Origin of the sequence: Salinicola halophilus (assembly GCF_003206155.1) — a bacterium.
In the GTDB taxonomy this organism is placed as follows: domain Bacteria; phylum Pseudomonadota; class Gammaproteobacteria; order Pseudomonadales; family Halomonadaceae; genus Salinicola; species Salinicola halophilus.
In genome coordinates this window covers 258956-278331 of sequence record NZ_PZJV01000006.1, presented here as the reverse complement: position 1 = coordinate 278331, position 19376 = coordinate 258956, and the positions used below count along the sequence as shown (strand labels likewise).

The window sequence follows — 19376 nt, the reverse complement described above, 5'->3', positions numbered from 1 at the left end:
CCTCAGTTCCGAGGGGACGACTGTCGACGCACCAGCCAGGGGGCCAGCCAGTGCACGGCGATCGTCGCCACGTAGGTCAAAAAGAAAAAAGTCGGGTTTGAGGGGGGCACTAGCGCAAACACGATTGCAAATAGTGCCACCGTCAAACCGAACTTGCCTGCTTCCGCCTTGTAGAGGCGGCCTGCCGCACCCGTGAGTCTCTGAGACTGGCCGAACAGGCGCCAGGCAAAGTAGAAAGACGGTATCAGACTGACTAGCCCGCCCATCACGGCATCCCGCGCCGTTTGTCCGCCCCCCAGGGCGGCCGCGATCACACTCAACGTGCCGATGACCACTACCTGGCAAACGATGAGACGAGTGGTACTCGGGCGCGGGTAACGGGCAGGCCCGCGGACTCTTGCCATCTGTCGGTTCTGACCGCTTGTTTGAATGTTGAATAGCCGCAGAGGCAAACCCCGGCGGATTATAGAGAAGCGGTCATGCCGCTTCAACCGGACCTGCATCGATCTGAGGCATCTTGTGGGAAAACGACGCGTGAAAAGCGCGTATTTTCCATTAACCCGCTAAATACTTTCTAGGAACCCTCAACGAATGTGGCCGAGAATACCATCCAACTCGTCGAGACTGGTGTAGCGGATCGTCACACGCCCCTTGCCGGAGTTGTTGTGGTGAATCTTGACCGGCGCCCCGAGCAGATCGGCGAGACGGTTCTCGAGCCGTCCCACATCGGCGGGCTGGCGCTTGTCGTCACTCTTCTTCTCGCCGCTTGCGATCTGCTTCACCAGCGCCTCGGTCTGGCGCACGGTCAGCTCACGAGCGACGACCTCGTGCGCCGCATGGCGCTGCTTGGTCGTGGGTAGCCCGAGCAGTGCCCGGGCGTGGCCCATGTCGAGATCGCCGCGTTCGAGCAGCGTCTGCACGTGAGGGTCGAGCGCCAGCAGTCGCAGCAGGTTGGCGACCTGGGCCCGCGAGCGTCCCACCGCATCCGCGACCTGCTGCTGGGTCAGTTCGAACTCGTCGAGCAGGCGCTTGAGCGCCATCGCTTCCTCGACCGGGTTGAGATTCTCGCGCTGGATGTTCTCGATCAGCGCCAGCGCCAGCGCCACCTCATCGCTGACCTCCCGGACCACTGCCGGGATGGTCTCCAGCTCCGCCAGCTGGGAGGCGCGCCAGCGCCGCTCCCCGGCAATGATCTCGTAGCGATCCTTGCCGATCTGACGCACCACGATCGGCTGCATCACGCCCTGGGCGCGGATCGAATCGGCGAGCTGCTCGAGCGCCTCGGGCTGGATGTCGCGGCGCGGCTGATACTTGCCGCGGCCGAGCTGGCGTAGCGGCAGATACTCCAGTCGATCGCCCGTTTCTCCCGTCTCGGTGACCGGGGCGTGCGAGGCGTCCGGCACGTCGACGTCGGACGTCGATGGTGCGTCGGCCGACGAAAGCGTGTCGCGGCGACGCGCGCTGGAACCGATCAGGGCATCGAGGCCGCGCCCCAGCGGGCGTTTACGCGTCGTCATGGCTTTTTCCTCGCAGCGATCGTTGGCTTGCTGATGAAACGCGAACGCTTCGACCGAACGGATCGAAGCGTCATGAACGGGTCGTCGGCCGAGCTTTACAGCTCGAGACGGCGAATCAACTCCTTGGCCAGCACGCGGTGCGCCTGGCTGCCACGAGACAAGCGAGCGTATTTGGTCACCGGGACGCCGTGGCTCGGCGCCTCGGCGACGCGAACGTTACGCGGAATGGTGGTCTTGAGCAACGCATCGCCGAAGTACTGCCCGAGCTGTTTGCTGACGTCTCGAGTGAGGCTGTTGCGGGGGTCGAACATGGTGCGCACGATACCGAAGATAGCCAGCGTCGGGTTCACGCTCTCCTGGATCTGCTCGACGGTATCGAGCAGTGCGGAGAGCCCTTCGAGGGCATAGAACTCGCACTGTACCGGGATCAGCACGCCATGAGCGGCGGTCAGTGCGTTCACCGTGAGCATGTTGAGCGAAGGCGGACAGTCGATGACGACCACGTCGTAGTCCTCGGCGACGCTCTGGATCGCCGACTGCAGCACCCGCTCGCGTCCTTCTCGGGAGAGCAGGTCGACCTCGGCGGCGGTGAGATCGCCGTTGCCCGGCAGCAGGGCATAGCCGGCGACCGCGCAGTCGACGATCACCTCGCCGGCACTACGTTCGCCGAGCAGCACGTCGAGCACGCTGGCATCGAGGGCGTGCTTGTCGACGCCGCTGCCCATGGTGGCGTGTCCCTGCGGGTCGAGGTCGACCAGCAGTACGCGACGGTCCAGCGCCGCGAGGCAGGCGGCGAGATTGACCGCCGTGGTGGTCTTGCCCACGCCGCCTTTCTGGTTGGTCAGGGCGATGATTCTGGTCACTGGCGACTCCCTAGGTCGAAACTGGATCGCGGAGATCGTCGCTGGACCCGCCGCTATGGCCGTTGGCCGTGTCGCTCTGGTTCGAACTCACGCCGATGTCAGCGTCAAGGTAAGCAGCTGGCGCTCGGCGCCGTCCAGTCCGGGGACCTCGAGGAGGCGCTGCTCGCGAACGAGGATGTCCGAGGGAAGTGCATCGCGCTCCCGAGACTCGAGCGCGCCCTTCATGGCCAGCCACTCGCCGCCCACGGCCAGCAGCGGCCGCGTCAGCGTGATGAAATCACCCAGCGACGCGAAAGCCCGCGAAATGATCTGATCGAAACGCCCTTCGAACGTTTCCACCCGACTCTGCTCGCAGCGTACGTTGTCGAGTCCGAGTTCCATGACCGCCTGGCGCTGGAAGCGAACCTTCTTGCCGTTGCTGTCGAGCAGCGTTACCGCAAGCGATGGATTCAGGATCGCGAGCACCAGCCCGGGGAACCCGGGTCCGGCGCCGACATCGAGCAGCTTGGGGCCACGTACCGACGCCGCCGCACTGGCGCTGTCGAGCAGATGTCGCGAGACCATCGCCTCGGGGTCGCGCACTGCGGTGAGGTTATAGGCGCGATTCCACTTGTGCAACAGCGCCAGGAGCGCCAGCAGGCGCTGACGCTGGGAGGCATCGACGTCGATGTCGAGCGCCGCGAGACCGCGATCCAACAGGGTTTCACACGTCGGCGTCATGCCTTCATCGCCTGGCTGTCGTCGAGCAGTCGACGTTTCTTGAGATGAATCAGCAGTATCGACACCGCCGCCGGCGTGACACCGGAAATGCGTCCCGCCTGCCCCAGCGTCTGCGGGCGGGCCTCGGTGAGCTTCTGACGAATCTCGTGGGAGAGCCCATCGACGTTTGCGTAGTCGAGCGAGTCGGGCAGCGCGGTCTCTTCGTGACGCCGCAGTCGCTCGATCTCATCGGCCTGTCGCGCGATATAGCCGGCGTACTTGGCCTCGATCTGAACCTGCTCGGCGACCGCTTCCTGATCCACCGGCTCGCCCTTGAGCGAGGCGACGTCGGCGTAGGTCAGCTCGGGGCGCTTGAGTAGATCCATCAGGCTGTACTCGTGAGCCAAGGGCTGGCCGAGTTTTTCCGCCAGCTGATCGGCGGCCGGCGTTCCCGGCTGGATCCAGCTGGTTCGCAGCCGCTCGCTCTCCCGCTCGATACGCTCGCGCTTGACCTCGAAGGCAGCGAACCGCGCATCGTCGACCAGGCCCAGTTCGCGCCCGATCGGCGTCAGGCGCAGATCGGCGTTGTCCTCGCGCAGCAGCAGTCGATATTCGGCACGCGAGGTGAACATGCGGTAGGGCTCCTGCGTGCCCATGGAGATCAGGTCGTCCACCAGCACGCCGAGGTAGGCCTCGTCACGTCGCGGCCACCAGGCCGTCTCTCCACGAGCGCGGCGTGCGGCATTGAGTCCGGCGAGCAGCCCCTGGGCACCGGCTTCCTCATAACCCGTCGTGCCGTTGATCTGGCCGGCGAAGAACAGGTTGTGGACGAATTGGGTTTCCAGCGAATGCTTGAGATCCCGCGGATCGAAGAAATCGTACTCGATGGCGTAGCCCGGACGCGTGATCGTGGCGTTTTCGAGTCCAGCGATGGAGCGCACGACCTCGAGCTGCACATCGAAGGGCAGCGACGTCGAGATGCCGTTGGGGTAGAGCTCGTGGGTATCGAGGCCCTCGGGCTCGATGAAGATCTGGTGGCTCGTCTTGTCGGCGAAGCGGTGAACCTTGTCCTCGATCGACGGGCAGTAGCGCGGACCGACCCCGCCAATAACGCCGGAGTACATCGGCGACCGATCGAGATTGGCGAGAATGATCTCATGGGTTCGGGCGTTGGTGTGGGCGATGAAGCAGTCCACCTGGCGCGGATGCTGTTCCCGTGAGCCGAGGTAGGACATCACCGGCAGCGGCGTATCGCCCGGCTGACGTTCGAGCTGAGAGAAATCCACGCTCTTGGCATCGATTCGCGGCGGCGTTCCGGTCTTCAGGCGATCGACGCGAAACGGCAGCGCTCGCAGTCGTTCGGCAAGCGCGTTGGCGGGCGGGTCGCCGGCGCGGCCACCGGCGTAGTGATCCATGCCGATGTGGATAACCCCGCCGAGGAAGGTACCGGTACACAGCACCACGGTATCGCCCATGAAACGGATACCGGTCTGGCTCAAAGCACCGATCACCGTATCGCCGTCGACGATCAAGTCATCCACACCCTGTTGGAACAGGGTGAGATTCGTTTGGTTCTCCAGCAGATGCCGGATGGCTGCCTTGTAGCGAACGCGGTCCGCCTGGGCTCGAGTCGCACGGACTGCCGGGCCCTTGCGTGAGTTGAGCACGCGAAACTGGATACCTGCAAGGTCGGTCGCCGTTGCCATGGCACCGCCGAGTGCATCGATCTCCTTGACCAGATGACTCTTGCCAATGCCGCCGATGGCGGGATTGCAGGACATCTGACCCAGCGTCTCGATGTTGTGAGTCAACAGCAGTGTCTTGGCACCGCTACGAGCGGCTGCCAGAGCCGCTTCGGTGCCGGCATGGCCGCCACCGATGACGATGACCTCAAAGCGGTCGGGGTACTCCACGTCTCACCTCGTTGAACGCGCATCGATGCGTTCGACAGCGAATGAATCTCGTTGATCGCTTCTGTGACGAGCCGGCGCGTTAGCGACGGCGGCGATCCGCGACCCGGTCTTCCTCGATTCGACGTTGGGTGATGACACGCTCGTTGAATCAGGGCCGGTATCGCAAGGGCCGCACAGTATAAACGTCCTGTGGGTAACCGTCAGGGGTTTTCCACACCGTCTCGCTATGCGACGGGTCAGTCATCAGTATCAATATTAAATAAAAGAAAGAATATAAAAGAACTTCTGTAATGGTAATGACTATTGGTGTGGATGATTTCTGTGGATATTCTAAAAAACTCTAATATTTCCAATAGCTTGTGCTGTTATTCAAAACCGTTGAAAGTTCTGACGAGGCTGGCGACAAGCGGTCCGGATCCTGTGGATGAAAGCGTACATTGTCCACAGCCGTGATGGCGCACGGGTTATCCACCGATGCATACGCCCGCTGTCACCGTAGGCCTCAACAGATGATCGATCGCGCTGTGACGACTGCCATGAGCGGGATGGAAGCGAATTCGTCGAAAAACTATCCACAGGCCCAAAAAGTCGATGTGAATACCGATTAGCAGGGTGCCATTCTCACGATGAGCTCCTGATCGATGCCCGCAGGGCGGTCATGATCGAGCGCTGAGCGCGAATGCTGTGCCGTGCTCGCTGAAGGCGCGAGCGCGGAATCGGCATCGAAAGAGCGAGCGAGAGTCGAGAAGAGAGAGCGTTGAGAAGAGAGGAAAAGAGGCTGTCGGTGCGAGGGAAGCGAGGAGACCAGAACAAGCGCGAGCGAACTCCGAACGGGTCCGCTCGCGGGGGGCTAGTGCTTGAGCACGCGTGAGAGGAACGCCTGAGTCCGTTCATGACGTGGCTGGTCGAAAACGCGCTCTGGCGGCCCTTGCTCGACGATCTCGCCGCCGTGGATGAAGACCACGCGGTCGGCGACTTCGCGGGCGAAGCCCATTTCGTGGGTGACGATCATCATCGTCATGCCGTCCTTGGCCAGCTCGCGCATGGCATCGAGCACCTCGCCGATCATCTCCGGGTCGAGGGCCGACGTGGGCTCATCGAACAGCATCAGTCGCGGCTCCATGGCGAGCGCTCGCGCCAGCGCCACGCGCTGCTGCTGGCCGCCGGAGAGCTGTCCCGGATACTTGTCCGCCTGATCGGCAATGCCCACCCGCTGGAGCAGCCGGTCCGCGGTCGCATCGGCCTGCTGACGCGTCATACCGCGGACCTTGCGCGGTGCCAGCGTGACGTTGTCGCGGATCGAAAGATGGGGAAACAGATTGAATTGCTGAAATACCATGCCGACCTCGGTGCGCACCGCCTGGAGCGATTTGCCACTCGCCCCGTTGGGCTCGAGGTATTTGCCATCGACTTCGATCCGGCCACCCTGAAAGGGTTCGAGGCCGTTGACGCAGCGGATCAGCGTCGACTTGCCCGAGCCGCTGGCGCCGATGATCACTACCACTTCTCCCGGCGCCACATCGAGATCGATGTCGCGCATGACGTGCAGCTTGCCGAAGTGCTTGTTGACCTTCTGCAGGCGCACGATGGGCCGTGTGTCGGTCGCGCTCATCCCACCACCCCCTTGCGTTCGAGCAGGTTCAGCGCCATCGACAGGCTCAGCGTGATTGCCAGATAGAGCAGCGCGATCATGAAGTAGACCTCGAGAGCGGTGAACGTATTGGCGATGTAGACCTGTCCCTGACGCACCAGCTCACCGACCCCGATCACCGAGAACAGCGAGGTGTCCTTGATGCTTACGATGCCCTGGTTACCCAGCGCTGGGATCATGCGTCTGAGCGCCTGCGGCCAGACGATGTACTGAAAGGTCTGCGTGCCGGAGAGACCGAGCGAGAGCCCCGCCTCGCGCTGACCGCGTTCGATCGACTGAACGCCGCCGCGCACGATCTCCGAGATATAGGCGCCAGCGTTGAGCGCGATGGCGGCGATGCCTGCAGTGAGTGCGTTGATCGGTCCGCCGAGCAGTGTCGGCAGCCCATAGAAGATGAAGAGTACCTGCACCAGTACCGGCGTGCCGCGGAACACTTCGATGTAGACCACGGCCGGAATGCGTAGCCAGCGGGTCGGACTGATGCGCATCAGCCCGAACAGAATCCCGACGACGAAGCCGATGGCCAGCCCGCCGAACGAGATGAGCAGGGTGTAAGGCAGACCCTTGAGCAGATAGGGCAGCGAGGCGATCGCCGCGTGCCAGTCGAACTGGAAATTCAATTCCACGGAGGAGCTCCCTCGATCACGAAAGGCGTGTCGTCAGACGACGAGACGCAGGACGACAAGAGGCCGGGCATGAAAGCCCGGCCTCGCGACGCCATAGGTGACGTTATTCGGCGTCCGGCGCTTCGCCGAACCACTTCTCGTAGATGTCGTCGTAGGTGCCGTCTTCATGCATCGCGGTAAGCGCTTCGTTGGTGGGTTCGACCCACTCGCTGCCCTTATGGAAGGCGATGCCGTACTGCTGGCCCTCGTAGAGCGGTCCCACCGTCTTGACGCGGCCCTGGCCCTTGGTCTGGGCGAAGTAGCTGACATTGGGGGCGTCGTAGAAGACGGCGTCGACGTTGCCGCCCATCAGCGCCATGTACATGTCGGAGCTGCCGGGATAGGGCGTGATCTCGGCGTCGTCACCGAGGTTCTCCTGGAGATAGTCGTAGCTGGTCGACCCGATCTTGGTACCGATGCGCATACCTTCGAGCCCGTCGACGGTTTCCACGTCGCTGTCCTCCTTGACCAGGATGCGCAGGCCGGAGTCGTAGTAGGGATCGCTGAAATCGACGATCTCCTGGCGCTCGTCGGTGATGGTGATGCCGGCGATGGCGAAATCCACGTTGCCGGTCTGAATGGCAGGGATGATGCCGTTGAAATCCATCGTGTTGATATCGACGGCAAAACCGGCGCGGTCGGCAATCTCCTGGATCATGTCCATGTCGAAACCGACCATCTCGCCGCTGTCCTGATCCATCATCTCGAAGGGGACGAAGCTGGGGTCGGTGGCACCGTTTAGGGTGGTTTCCTGGGCCTGAGCCGCACCGGTCACGGCAACGGCGGAGAGACCGAGCGAGAGGGCCAGCGCGGAAGCCGCCAGCCGGGGAGTCGCGGGAGTGTTGTTGTTCATGATTTCCTCGAATCGGTGAGTGATCGGGACGATCACCGCCTACAGTGAGGAAATTTGTTAAGAAACGTCAAGTCGATACGCGCGGGGGAGGCGAATTCAGACCGAGAAGGACGCACCGCAGCCGCAGGTAGATTGGGCATTGGGGTTGCGGATGATGAACCGGGCGCCCGCCAGCCCCTCTTCGAAGTCGACGGTAGAGCCGACGAGATACTGATACGACAACGAATCGATCACCAGACTCACGTCGGCGTTGTCGATGACGGTGTCGTCCTCGGCGAGCTGGTCGTTGAGATCGAAACCGTACTGGAACCCGGAGCAGCCGCCGCCGGTCACGTAGACCCGCAGCTTGAGTGCCGGATTGTTCTCCTCGCTGATCAACGCCTTGACGCGTCTCGCCGCGGCATCGGTGAAGAACATGGGGCTTGGAGCGAAGGACTCCACTGTACTCATCGTCACGCTCCCAAAGCGCGGTCGCATGACCGCAGGGTAGATCGGAAAGGCTTGGCGGCCGGCGGGTTGCGCCGCCGTCGATGGCCGTCATTATCGGTAATACCCAGTAAAAGGGTCAACTTTAGCGCCGTCGTCGCATCCGACGCGACGTGTATGATTGCCTTCTGAGGCGTCGCCCGGGTCCCCATCGGCATACCGGCGCGCGATCGATCAATCCGCGAGATCGACCAACCCACGAGATCGACCAACCCACGAGAAAGGGGGCAGGCGTGGCGAGACTGGCTTTTCGACGTCCCAGCATGGAGCGTTTCCGTCGCCAACTGGCGAGCGTCGATGCCATGCCCCAGCTCTGCCTGCTGGGCATTTTCGCCGGCGTGTTAACGGGGGGCGTGATGGTGGCCCTTCGTCTGCTGCTGCAGCTCGGGGCGCTCTTTCTGATGCCGGGAGACGACCCGGAGGCATTCGAGGCGCTACCGCCGCTGGCGCGCGCCCTGATGCCTTTGATCGCCGTCGCGCTCATCGGCCTCTGGCTCTGGCCGCAGCCTCGACGCACCCTGCGGATGGGCATCGGTCACGTCATCGAACGTCTCGCCTATCACCAGGGCAAGATGCCGTTTCGCAACTGGCTCAATCAATGGTGGGTGGGGGTGATCTCGGTCATCGGTGGGCTCTCCGCGGGCCGCGAAGGGCCGGCAGTCCATCTCGGCTCGGCGGCATCGAGCTGGATCGGCACACGCCTGCGCCTGCCCCACAACAGCCTGCGCGTGCTGGTCGGCTGCGGCACCGCCGCGGCGATCTCGGCCTCGTTCAATACGCCCATCGCCGGCGTCATCTTCGCCATGGAAGTGGTGATCATGGAGTACACCATCGCCGGTTTCATGCCAGTGATACTCGCCTCCACCATGGGGGCGCTGGTGTCGTGGGCGGTCTACGGCAGCGAGCCGGCGTTCAGCGTGCCGCCACTGGAACTGAGCTCGCTGCGTGATCTGCCCTGGATCGTGCTGACTGCCCTGATCATCGGGGTCATGGCCGGCGTCTTCGTGCGTCTGGCCAAGGGGCATGCGCTGGTCGCGCGCCTGCCGTTCGCGCTGCGTCTGCTGATGATCGGTAGCGTGACCGGCGCCATCGCCTGGTTCTACCCCGAGGTTCAGGGCATCGGCTACGACAGTCTGGCACAGACGCTGAACGCCCCCATGGCGCTCGATACGCTGCTGGTGCTGGCGGTGATCAAGCTGTCGCTGACCGCGCTCTGCCTTGCCGGCGGCATTCAGGTCGGCGTAATCGGCCCGCTGCTGGTATCGGGGGCGGCGGCCGGTGCGGTGATGGGCATGATGGGGGGAGCCTGGCTTCCGAGTATCGTCACCACGCCGGATCTCTACGCCGTGCTCGGCATGGCGGCGATGATGGCCGCTGCCCTGCAGGCGCCGCTGGCGGCGCTGCTCGCGCTGCTGGAACTCACGCGCAACGCCGCCATCATGCTGCCGGGCATGCTGGCGGTCGTGGTGGCTGTCCTCACGGCACGGCAATTCTGCGGCTGCCAAGGATTTTTCATGTCGACGCTCAATCAGTTGGGCCAGCATCCGCTGCAGCAACCCCTGATGCAGGCGCTCTCCCGCGTCGCGGTACCGGCGGTCATGGAGCGCAACCTGGTGCGCACGCCGCGCCTTATCGATCATGACCGCGCTCGTAGCCTGCTCGGTTCCAAACCCACCTGGCTGGTCATCGTCGACGACAACCGCAACAAGCCGCCCTTGGCGATGAAGGCGGCGAGTCTCGCCCGCGTGCTCGACGACGAGGCGTGGCTCGCCGAGCACGAACGCATCGATCTCGAGGAAGTGCCGGGCGAGCGGCTGGATCTGGCGCCGGTTCCGCTGCAGGCAACGCTCTCGGAAGCCTTTGATACCCTCAACGAATCCGGCGTCGACGCGCTCTACGTCGAGCACATGACCGCGCCGATGATCCGCAAGATTTCCGGTATCATCACCCGCGAAGCGATCGAGAATTACTATCGTCGCAAACGCTGACGATGAAGACGCCTCACGATGCAAACGACACCAATATCCGCCGGGAGGTGAGCGACATGTCTCATGACGACAAGCCGGTGGTGCTGATTCTGTCAGGTCATGACCCCAGCAGCGGGGCCGGTCTCGTCGCCGATGCCGAGGCCGTACGCGGCTGTGGTGGCTGGCCGGTCACCGTGCCCACCGCCCTCACCGTGCAGTCGACGCAGGACGTCGAGAGCGTCACCGCCTGCTCGGTCGAGTTCGTACGCCGGGCCGCGAGGGTGCTCTGCGACGACTTCCCGATCGCGGCGATCAAGGTCGGGCTGATTCCCGATGCCGACGTGCTCGACGCGGTGATCGACGTTGCCAGAACGTGTCCCGGCGTGCCGCTGATCGTCGATCCGGTCATGGCCAGTGGTGGCGGCACCGAATTATCCACACCCGGTTGGCTCGGGACGTTTCGCGAACGGCTGCTTCCCCTTGTGGATATCCTGACGCCCAACCGTCGAGAGCTCGCTCGGATCGCCGCGCTTCCCCGGTCGGGCGAAGTCGCTCAAGTCGTGGAGATCATGTCGCTCGGCTGCGCCGCGGTACTGGTGACGGGCACCGATCCGCTCGCAGGGGAAGCGGTATCGAGTAGCGTGGTTCACACCCTGCATACGCCAGACATCAACCGGCAGTGGCAATGGCCGCGTCTGCCGGCGGACTACCACGGCTCGGGCTGCACGCTTGCCGCCGCGCTGGCGGCTCGGCTGGCCGCCGGCGAGGGGCTACCCGGCGCCTGCGCGCAGGCTCAGCGTTTCACCTGGGATGCCCTCGACCATGCGCGTGCACTCGGCCAGGGCCAGCACCTGCCGGACCGATTCTGGCGCGCGCCCAACTTCGATGCCACGCTGGAGACATGATGTCAGACCGCCCCGCCTGCCGACCCCTGAACGGGCTCTATGCCATCACCGACAGCCATCTGTTGCCCGACGACGAGCGGCTACTCGATGCCTGTGGACAAGCACTCGAGGCGGGGATAGCGCTGCTGCAGTATCGCGACAAGTCCGACGACGTCGTTCGTCGCCGCCGCCAGAGCGATGCGCTGGCCGCGCTCTGCGCCCGTTACGCCACGCCGCTCATCGTCAACGACGATCTGGCGCTGGCCGGCTGGCTACACGAACGCTGGGGCGATGGCGTCGGCGTCCATCTGGGTCAGCAGGACGCGTCGGTCGTCACCGCGCGGGCACGACTGGGCGACACGGCGATCATCGGTGCCACCTGTCAGGGGTCGCTCGAACTCGCCGAGCGTGCGGCCGGTCAGGGGGCGAGCTATCTCGCCTTCGGGCGGTTCTTCGCCTCCAGGACCAAGCCCGACGCCGCGCCGGCCTCGCTCGACGTACTCGCCGAAGCCGAACGCTTCGGCCTGCCCCGCGTCGCCATTGGCGGCATCGATCGAAACACGATAGGGCCAACCCGGACGGCCGGCGCCGAGATGCTCGCCGTGGTGCACGCGCTGTTCGGCACTGCCGATGTCGCCGGCGCGACCCGCGAACTCGCCGCCGCGATCCGCGCGACGCCCTTACCGAATTCCGTCACCGAACGCTGTTAGAGAGAGTCTCATGACCACTTCCGCCGAACTCTTCGAACGTGCCAGCCAACGCATTCCCGGCGGCGTCAATTCACCCGTGCGAGCCTTCAAGGGCATGTCGCGCTCACCGGTCTTCATCGAACGCGCCCAAGGGGCGTATCTATTCGACGTCGAGGGCCAGCGCTACATCGATTACGTCGGCTCCTGGGGCCCGATGATCACCGGGCACGCCGATCCGGAAGTCCTCGCCGCGGTCCGCGAGCGGCTCGATAGCGGGCTCTCCTTCGGCACGCCGACGGCGATCGAGACGACCATGGCCGATCTGATCTGCGAGATCATCCCGTCGATCGAGATGGTGCGCATGACAAGCTCCGGGACCGAGGCGACGATGTCCGCGATCCGCCTGGCGCGGGGCTATACCGGCCGCGACAAGATCGTGAAGTTCGAGGGTAACTACCACGGCCACTCCGACTCGCTGCTGGTCAAGGCGGGCTCCGGGGCGCTGACTCACGGCGAGCCCAGCTCGCCGGGCGTACCCGCTTCGCTCGCCGAGCACACCATCACGCTGCCCTACAACGATATCGAAGCCGTTCACGAGTGCTTCGAGACCCTCGGCGAGCAGATCGCCGGGGTGATCGTCGAACCCGTCGCCGGCAACATGAACTGCATTCCGCCGCAGCCGGGCTTTCTCGAAGCGCTGCGTGAAGTCTGCCACGTCAGCGGCGCGGTGCTGATCTTCGACGAGGTGATGACCGGCTTTCGCGTCGCCCTCGGCGGCGCCCAGGCCCACTATGGCGTGACGCCGGATCTCACCTGTCTCGGCAAGATCGTCGGTGGAGGCATGCCGGTGGGCGCCTTCGGCGGCAAGCGCGAGATCATGGAGTGGATATCGCCCCTCGGGCCGGTCTACCAGGCGGGAACCCTCTCGGGTAATCCGCTCGCCATGGCCGCCGGCGTCACCCTGCTCGAAAAAATTCGCCAGCCCGGCTTTCACGAGGCGCTGACCACGCGGGTCGATACGCTCTGCGACGGTCTCGAGGAACGCGCGCATGCCGCGGGCATCGACATGATCACTCAGCGTGCCGGAGGCATGTTCGGGCTGTTCTTCACCGCTCAGCAGCGGGTGGACAATTTCGGTCAGGCAACGGCCTGTGACGCGCAGGCATTTCGCGATTTCTTCGTCTCGATGCTCGAATCCGGGGTCTATCTGGCGCCGTCGCCCTTCGAGGCCGGTTTCATGTCGAGCGCCCATACGCACGACGATCTGCAGCGCACGCTGATGGCCAGCGAACGCGCGTTCGCCGCGATGAAGCGAGGGGCCTGATTTCATGATGCAACCGCAGCACCCTCCACGAGGAGAAGGATGATGAGTCGAACGTTGATCCAGGCGCTCAAGGAGAGCGATTGTTTCGATCATCCGGTCGGCGCCATCGATCTTTTCGAGACGCCGATTTCCTGGGTGGTATTGACCGGCGACTACGCCTACAAGATCAAGAAACCGTTGGATTACGGCAGCTTCCTGGACTTTTCCACCCTCGACAAGCGCAAGCAGCTCTGCGAGCAGGAAGTGCAGCTCAACCGCCGCGTCGCCCCCGCGCTGTATCTGGGGTGTGTCGCGATCTCGGGTAGTGAAGAGGCCCCCCGGGTCAACGATGACAGCGCGCCGATCGAATACGCGGTGAAGATGCGTCAGTTCAGCAACCGTCACCTGCTGAGTTCGATCCAGGCGAGCGGCGAGCTGTCGGTAGAGCTGATCGACGATCTGGTCGATCAGCTGGTCGCGCTTCACGAGTCGGCCGCCAGGGTGGCCGACGACAGCCCCTACGGGACGCCGGACTACATTCGCCAGATGCTGGTCGAGGAGTTCGAGCTGATCGAGTCGCTGCTCGAAACGCCGGAGGATCGTCAGGCGCTCGACAGCGTCAAGACACTGTCACTCGAGAGTTTCGCGCGACTCGAGCCGGTGCTCGCGTCGCGGCGCCGCGAAGGGTTCATCCGCGAAAGCCACGGTGACATTCACCTGGGCAACGCCGTCCACTTCGAGGGGCGGGCGATCCTGTTCAACGGCATCGAGTTCAACGAACGTCTGCGCTGGTGCGACGTCGCCTGCGAGCTGGCGTTTCTGATCATGGATCTGGAAGCCCGCGGCGAGCACGAGTACGCGCACTACGCGCTCAATCGTTATCTCGAACTCTCCGGCGACTACCAGGTCGTCAGTCTGATCAGCTTCTACAAGCGCCATCGTGCCCTGCTGCGGGCGCGTATCGAGCTGGTCCGGGACCGTGAAGCCGGTGCGATCGATGACCTCCCCGAGGCGGAGCCGCTCGACGTCTTTCGTCGTTATCTCGCGATGGCGCAGGACTACAGCGAATTCCGTTTTCCTTATCTGATCCTCGCGGTGGGCGTCTCGGGGAGTGGCAAGAGTCGCTTCACCGAAGAGACGGTACGCCGCCTGGGGGGCGTGCGCATTCGCTCGGACGTCGAGCGCAAGCGGCTTTTCGACTTCACCGCCGAACCGGCGGATGCCGAGACCGTCTATAGCGAGGCGGCCACGGAAAAGACCTATCGACGCCTCGCCGAGCTTGCCGGCACCGTACTCGAGGCCGGTCTACCGGCCTGCATCGATGCCACCTGTCTACTGAGCGAACAGCGCAAGCGGTTGCGTTTCGAGGCGGAAAAACGGGGCTTGCCGGTACTGATGGTGAGCTTCGAAGCCGACCCGGCAACGCTGCGCGCCCGGATCGTCAAGCGCGCCAGACGCAGCGGCGAGCCTTCCGAGAAGAGCCTTGCGATCCTCGACAAGCAGCAGGCCCGTTTCGAACCGTTCGCCGAGGACGAGTCGAGCTACCTGGTACATCTGGACACTACCGCCCCCGACGCCAACCTGACGCTCGCGTCTCTCATACAAGAACGTATGCGTCTCAACTAGCGCCACCCGTCGATACGCGAAGGCTGTCGTTTCGCGTATCGACGCTTCACCACACGCTCCTGCCATAAAACGCTCACCTCTCCGAGAGTGTTAGTCTCATTTAAATTAGCGATGTCGAATATAAAAGGCCGAGAACCTTTTATCTTTAATTGAGCTAAATTAGCGAGTTTTGTTTTGTCAAAAGTGTTCTCATCGTTTTGCTCTATTGCTGTCTCTTAAATAAGACATCTACGAGTTTTAAGTCGGGACACGGCGACATGTAACGATGGTTTAGTCGGCTTTTAACGACACCCTTTCGGCTGCTGGCCAATATTTAATTAAACTAAACTAACGTTGCGTCAGTTTTTGACGACGGTTTTTCCGCTTGCCGGCGGCTAGCGACGACTGGCGTAACGCGATGCCATCACCGGAATGGTGCCCAGGTTCTGCCGCGCCCAGTTGGTCGCCTGGATGCGGTTATGGACGTTGATCTTGCGAAAGAGGTTGTAGAGGTGCGACTTCACGGTGTGTTCGCTGACGAACAGTTTCTCGGCGATCTCGGTGTTGCTGGCACCCGAGACCAGGAGCGTCACGATCTCCAGCTCTCGACGCGTCAGGCCGCAGACCGGGCGGTAGGTATTGACCTGCTGGCGCCGGTAGAAGTCGATCAGCATTGCCGAGAGAGGGCGAGAGATCCAGAGCTCTCCCTTGAGTAGCTTGAGGATGCCCTTGCAGATGAGCTCGAGACTGTCCTGGCGGTAGAAGACGCCACGCAGGTGGATCCCGATCAGAAGCTCCATGACCTGCTTGTTGTCGCGCACGTTGAAGGCCGACAGGATGACGGTCTTGTGCTCCTCGGCGCGCGTGTTCCAGGTGAGAAGATCCTTCTCCTGGACGTGATCGCCGTCGAGCAGGACCAGCGCGCCACGTCCTTCGACCACCGCAAAACGCTCCTGGGGGTTGAGCGCCAAGACGCGACAGCCGGTTTTCTGATGAATGTAGTCGAGAAAGAGGACGGACTGAGAGTTGCAGTCCGTGACGAGAATGATGTCAGTGCTATCGGTGTTCACGACCAAGATCCCCCTTTGAGTCATTAATCTTCTATATGTTTTATGGTGCGCGCTGAGCGAATTCCCCGTACTCAAGTGCCGAGAACGCGGGTGCTATAGTGTTAATAAAACCTCTGCCTTGTAAATATGGGGGTGAAATGTTTTCAAACTGTCACGCGTGAGAAATTTTTGCGCTCTTGACAAGGGTAAAAATAATGGTATCCAATCAATAGTTTGCAGCGGCTAATTCAGATTAGGCCTAAAAAATGACGAGCACCGTATGAGAAAAACCCACCGTTTCATCGCCCCCGATATGCTGGGTACACGCGCTAAATCGTCAGATTTCTGACCAACGTAAGCGGCTGGCGGGCGAGGGGGCGAGACGCTGCCCAGGGTGCTATACCCGCTTTCGTGTGCCCCGTAGAATGGCCCTTTTCTCAGGCAGGAAGTCACTCATGCGCGAACCTCTCGATGATCTGGTCGTCGCCAGCGCCAATTCCGGCAAGCTCACCGAGTTCCAGCAGCTGCTGGGCCCGTTGGGTTGTCGAGTCCAGCTGCAGTCGGCTTTCGGCGTCACCGACGTCGAAGAGACCGGGCTTACGTTCGTCGAGAACGCCATCCTCAAGGCGCGAGCCGCGTCGCGAGCGAGCGGCCTGCCGGCACTCGCCGATGACTCGGGGCTGGCGGTGGAAGCATTGGGCGGTGCGCCCGGCATCTATTCGGCCCGCTACGCCGGTGCCTCGGGAGATCGCGCCGCCCGTGATCGGGCCAACAACGACAAGCTTCTCGAAGCCTTGAAGGAGGTGCCCGAGGGGGCGCGTGGCGCGCGCTACTGGTGTGTCCTGGTCCTGCTGCGTCATGCCGAGGACCCGGTGCCGCTGATCGTTCAGCGCGACTGGGCCGGCGACATTCTCGCCTATCCGCGAGGCGAGGGGGGGTTCGGCTACGACCCGCTGTTCTGGGTGCCGGAGAGCGCCATGAGCGCCGGCGAACTCAGCAGCGATGAGAAGAATCGCCTGAGCCATCGCGGCCGCGCCCTGCAGGCACTGATGGAGCAGCTCAAGGCGTGAGCGATGTCATGACCCGTGAAGCGAGGAGCGCAGCCGCCGGCGTGTCGGGTTCACTACCCCCGCTGGCGCTCTACATTCACGTGCCCTGGTGCGTGCGCAAGTGCCCGTACTGCGACTTCAATTCGCATGCGCTGGGTGCCGGCCAGCAGCCCCCTGAAACGGCCTACGTCGAGGCGCTACTCGCCGATCTCGATGGCGACCTGCCCCTGGTGCAGGGGCGCGATATCGTCAGCGTGTTCATCGGCGGCGGGACGCCGAGTCTGCTCTCCGCCGAGGCCTACGCGCGCCTTTTCGCCGGCCTGCGCGAGCGGCTTCGCTTTGCCGACGACGTCGAGATCACGCTGGAGGCGAATCCGGGCACCTTCGAGCAGGCGCGTTTCGAGGGCTACCGGCGGGTCGGCATCAACCGGCTCTCGATGGGCGTGCAGAGCTTCAACGCCGCCCAGCTCGAGGCGCTGGGGCGAATCCACTCCGGCGACGACGCCATCAATGCCATGAATCGTGCGCGAAGCGCGGGGTTCGACAACGTCAACCTCGATCTGATGCACGGGCTTCCCGGACAGACGCCGGCGCTGGCGCTGGCCGATATCGAACAGGCCCTGGCGCTGTCGCCGAGCCATCTCTCCTGGTATCAGCTGACGCTCGAGCCCAATACCGAGTTCTACTCGCATCCGCCGGCGCTACCCGATGAGGAGCACCTGTGGGACATCCAGGATGCCGGCCATGCGCTGATCGAGTCCGCCGGGTTCGAACGCTACGAGATATCCGCCTACGCCCGGCCCGGTCGGCAGGCACGCCACAATCTCAACTACTGGCGGTTCGGTGACTATCTGGGAATCGGTGCCGGCGCCCATGGCAAGCTCTCATCGCAAAGCGGCGACGGCCATTTCCAGATCGAGCGGCGCTGGAAGGCGCGTCAGCCCGAGGCGTATCTGCGCCGAGCGAACGATCCGCGGGGCTTCGTGGCAGGAAAGCAGACACTGCCCGCCGAGACGCTGGCGCTGGAGTTTTCCATGAATGCGCTACGCCTGGTCGACGGTGTCGCCATCGACGATTGGCAAAACCATACCGGCCAACCGCTGTCCGAGTTAACGGCCAAGTTGCACGAGGCCCGTGACAAGAGGTTACTCGAGCCGAGCGACACTCGTTTTCAAGCGACACCGCAGGGTCTTCTGTTTCTCAACGACCTGCTGGTGTCGATCGATGAGGCGTGAGGGTCTCGTCCCCACACCATGGAATCAGGCCGCCTACGGGCGGTGAGGCAAGCAAGGAGCTAGACGCATGACAATCGCGACGAAGAAGACATTCTGGATGGCCATCCCGGTAGCCGTCGCCGTGGGGGTTTCCGGCTGTGCATCCGATGGCTCGCAGCAGGCCTCCTCGCCGCAGCAGAATGGCGGCAACACCAATACCTGGGGCGGCGCGGGTATCGGTGCGGTCGCCGGTGCGATCGCCGGCGCGCTGACCGGTGACGGTGGCAGCAGCACGCGGGATCGTGCATTGATCGGGGCCGCCTCGGGGGCCGCTATCGGCGGCGGAATCGGTGCCTACATGGACAAGCAGGAGCGCGAGCTTCGCAACCGCCTCGACGGCACCGGTATCGGCGTCGAGCGTCAGGGCAACGACCTGATCCTCAACATGCCGAGCAGCGTGACCTTCGATACCGACTCGAGCGATCTGCAGACGCCGGCGCGTCAGGCATTGAACGACGTCAACGCCGTGCTGCGCGCCTATCCGGAGACGCGCATCACCGTGGCCGGCTACACCGACAGCACCGGCGCCGAGAGCTACAACCAGACGCTCTCCGAGCGCCGTGCCCAGTCGGTCGCGACCTATCTGGAACAGGGCAGCGTGCAGGCGAGCCGGATCGATACCATCGGTTACGGCGAGCGTAATCCGGTCGCCAGCAACGATACCGACGCCGGTCGGGCGCAGAACCGCCGCGTCGAGATCACGCTGACGCCGACCGGTCAGTCCTGAGCCGCCGTCGCTGAACGCAAGCGGGCGTAGGCCCGCTTGCTGCGTCGATGATTCCCGAGGGCGTGGCTTTTCGAAGCCGCGCCTTTCGTCATTCTGGAGCGTTGCCCGCCATTCCGGGTCGTCGCTCCTCATTCTGGGTCGTCGCCCGTTATTCTGGGTCGTCACCGACGGTCCCCGTTGCC

Annotated in this window: 18 protein-coding genes; 8 read left to right on the top strand and 10 right to left on the bottom strand. The window is 63.4% G+C overall.

The features are described from left to right. Positions 1–2 precede the first annotated feature (2 nt). The 9 genes from DOM33_RS13150 to erpA all read right to left on the bottom strand — a co-directional run bounded on the left by DOM33_RS13150 (position 3) and on the right by erpA (position 8611). Positions 3–404 (bottom strand): ATP synthase subunit I, encoded by a 402-nt coding sequence (locus tag DOM33_RS13150; protein ID WP_110670292.1) that lies wholly within the window; start codon positions 402–404, stop codon positions 3–5. A 180-nt stretch (positions 405–584) separates the two neighbouring features. Then, the gene (locus DOM33_RS13145; protein ID WP_110669689.1) at positions 585–1517 is read right to left on the bottom strand and encodes a ParB/RepB/Spo0J family partition protein; all 933 of its coding nucleotides are present in this window, start codon (positions 1515–1517) and stop codon (positions 585–587) included. Between the two features lie 95 nt (positions 1518–1612). After that, positions 1613–2380 (bottom strand): ParA family protein, encoded by a 768-nt coding sequence (locus DOM33_RS13140; RefSeq protein WP_110669687.1) that lies wholly within the window; start codon positions 2378–2380, stop codon positions 1613–1615. 87 nt (positions 2381–2467) lie between these two features. Then, positions 2468–3100 (bottom strand): 16S rRNA (guanine(527)-N(7))-methyltransferase RsmG, encoded by a 633-nt coding sequence (gene rsmG, locus DOM33_RS13135; RefSeq protein ID WP_110669685.1) that lies wholly within the window; start codon positions 3098–3100, stop codon positions 2468–2470. Then, positions 3097–4992, bottom strand: a complete 1896-nt coding sequence (mnmG, locus tag DOM33_RS13130) for a tRNA uridine-5-carboxymethylaminomethyl(34) synthesis enzyme MnmG (RefSeq protein ID WP_110669683.1) — start codon at positions 4990–4992, stop codon at positions 3097–3099. The genes rsmG and mnmG overlap by 4 nt, the downstream gene beginning before the upstream one ends. A gap of 850 nt (positions 4993–5842) precedes the next feature. Next, entirely contained in the window at positions 5843–6604 is a 762-nt protein-coding gene (locus DOM33_RS13125; RefSeq protein WP_110669681.1) for an amino acid ABC transporter ATP-binding protein, read from the bottom strand. Further along, positions 6601–7269, bottom strand: a complete 669-nt coding sequence (locus tag DOM33_RS13120) for an amino acid ABC transporter permease (RefSeq protein WP_110669678.1) — start codon at positions 7267–7269, stop codon at positions 6601–6603. The genes DOM33_RS13125 and DOM33_RS13120 overlap by 4 nt, the downstream gene beginning before the upstream one ends. 103 nt (positions 7270–7372) lie before the next feature. After that, the gene (locus tag DOM33_RS13115) at positions 7373–8161 is read right to left on the bottom strand and encodes a transporter substrate-binding domain-containing protein (RefSeq protein WP_110669676.1); all 789 of its coding nucleotides are present in this window, start codon (positions 8159–8161) and stop codon (positions 7373–7375) included. Between the two features lie 96 nt (positions 8162–8257). Further along, entirely contained in the window at positions 8258–8611 is a 354-nt protein-coding gene (gene erpA, locus DOM33_RS13110) for an iron-sulfur cluster insertion protein ErpA (protein WP_110669674.1), read from the bottom strand. Positions 8612–8880: 269 nt separating this feature from the next. Between erpA and DOM33_RS13105 the strand changes: the two genes are divergently transcribed. From DOM33_RS13105 to DOM33_RS13085, 5 genes are read left to right on the top strand one after another with little or no spacing between them, the layout of a single operon-like run. Then, positions 8881–10635, top strand: a complete 1755-nt coding sequence (locus tag DOM33_RS13105) for a chloride channel protein (protein WP_420820191.1) — start codon at positions 8881–8883, stop codon at positions 10633–10635. Between the two features lie 56 nt (positions 10636–10691). Beyond that, the gene (thiD, locus tag DOM33_RS13100; protein ID WP_110670290.1) at positions 10692–11519 is read left to right on the top strand and encodes a bifunctional hydroxymethylpyrimidine kinase/phosphomethylpyrimidine kinase; all 828 of its coding nucleotides are present in this window, start codon (positions 10692–10694) and stop codon (positions 11517–11519) included. After that, positions 11519–12208, top strand: coding sequence for a thiamine phosphate synthase (thiE, locus tag DOM33_RS13095; protein WP_110669669.1), 690 nt, complete (start codon positions 11519–11521; stop codon positions 12206–12208). Before thiD ends, thiE begins: the two co-directional genes overlap by 1 nt. Before the next feature lie 10 nt (positions 12209–12218). Further along, a complete protein-coding gene (hemL, locus tag DOM33_RS13090; protein WP_110669667.1) occupies positions 12219–13511 on the top strand; it encodes a glutamate-1-semialdehyde 2,1-aminomutase in 1293 nt (430 codons plus the stop codon). Between the two features lie 42 nt (positions 13512–13553). Further along, entirely contained in the window at positions 13554–15116 is a 1563-nt protein-coding gene (locus DOM33_RS13085) for a bifunctional aminoglycoside phosphotransferase/ATP-binding protein (RefSeq protein ID WP_110670287.1), read from the top strand. A gap of 374 nt (positions 15117–15490) precedes the next feature. On the opposite strand, the gene DOM33_RS13080 is transcribed toward DOM33_RS13085, so the two are convergent. Continuing rightward, on the bottom strand, positions 15491–16165 hold the full coding sequence (locus DOM33_RS13080) for a LuxR C-terminal-related transcriptional regulator (RefSeq protein WP_239495364.1): 675 nt from the start codon (positions 16163–16165) through the stop codon (positions 15491–15493). 434 nt (positions 16166–16599) lie between these two features. Here DOM33_RS13080 and rdgB point away from each other — a divergent pair, with 434 nt between their 5' ends. The 3 genes from rdgB to DOM33_RS13065 all read left to right on the top strand — a co-directional run bounded on the left by rdgB (position 16600) and on the right by DOM33_RS13065 (position 19194). Next, positions 16600–17214: an RdgB/HAM1 family non-canonical purine NTP pyrophosphatase gene (gene rdgB, locus DOM33_RS13075; protein ID WP_110669664.1), complete on the top strand. Its 615-nt coding sequence runs from the start codon at positions 16600–16602 to the stop codon at positions 17212–17214. 41 nt (positions 17215–17255) lie between these two features. After that, entirely contained in the window at positions 17256–18428 is a 1173-nt protein-coding gene (gene hemW / locus DOM33_RS13070; protein ID WP_110670285.1) for a radical SAM family heme chaperone HemW, read from the top strand. Between the two features lie 67 nt (positions 18429–18495). Next, positions 18496–19194 carry a YiaD family glycine zipper/OmpA-like lipoprotein gene (locus tag DOM33_RS13065; RefSeq protein WP_239495363.1) on the top strand — a complete coding sequence of 233 codons (699 nt, stop codon included), beginning with the start codon at positions 18496–18498 and terminating at the stop codon, positions 19192–19194. Positions 19195–19376: the final 182 nt, after the last annotated feature.

Excerpts from the sequence above, each read along its gene's own strand:
- DOM33_RS13150 (WP_110670292.1), bottom strand. The coding sequence starts at position 404 with ATGGCAAGAGTCCGCGGGCCTGCCCGTTACCCGCGCCCGAGTACCACT.
- DOM33_RS13145 (WP_110669689.1), bottom strand. The coding sequence starts at position 1,517 with ATGACGACGCGTAAACGCCCGCTGGGGCGCGGCCTCGATGCCCTGATC.
- rsmG (WP_110669685.1), bottom strand. The coding sequence starts at position 3,100 with ATGACGCCGACGTGTGAAACCCTGTTGGATCGCGGTCTCGCGGCGCTC.
- DOM33_RS13125 (WP_110669681.1), bottom strand. The coding sequence starts at position 6,604 with ATGAGCGCGACCGACACACGGCCCATCGTGCGCCTGCAGAAGGTCAAC.
- DOM33_RS13115 (WP_110669676.1), bottom strand. The coding sequence starts at position 8,161 with ATGAACAACAACACTCCCGCGACTCCCCGGCTGGCGGCTTCCGCGCTG.
- erpA (WP_110669674.1), bottom strand. The coding sequence starts at position 8,611 with ATGAGTACAGTGGAGTCCTTCGCTCCAAGCCCCATGTTCTTCACCGAT.
- thiD (WP_110670290.1), top strand. The coding sequence starts at position 10,692 with ATGTCTCATGACGACAAGCCGGTGGTGCTGATTCTGTCAGGTCATGAC.
- thiE (WP_110669669.1), top strand. The coding sequence starts at position 11,519 with ATGTCAGACCGCCCCGCCTGCCGACCCCTGAACGGGCTCTATGCCATC.
- hemL (WP_110669667.1), top strand. The coding sequence starts at position 12,219 with ATGACCACTTCCGCCGAACTCTTCGAACGTGCCAGCCAACGCATTCCC.
- DOM33_RS13085 (WP_110670287.1), top strand. The coding sequence starts at position 13,554 with ATGAGTCGAACGTTGATCCAGGCGCTCAAGGAGAGCGATTGTTTCGAT.
- rdgB (WP_110669664.1), top strand. The coding sequence starts at position 16,600 with ATGCGCGAACCTCTCGATGATCTGGTCGTCGCCAGCGCCAATTCCGGC.
- DOM33_RS13065 (WP_239495363.1), top strand. The coding sequence starts at position 18,496 with ATGACAATCGCGACGAAGAAGACATTCTGGATGGCCATCCCGGTAGCC.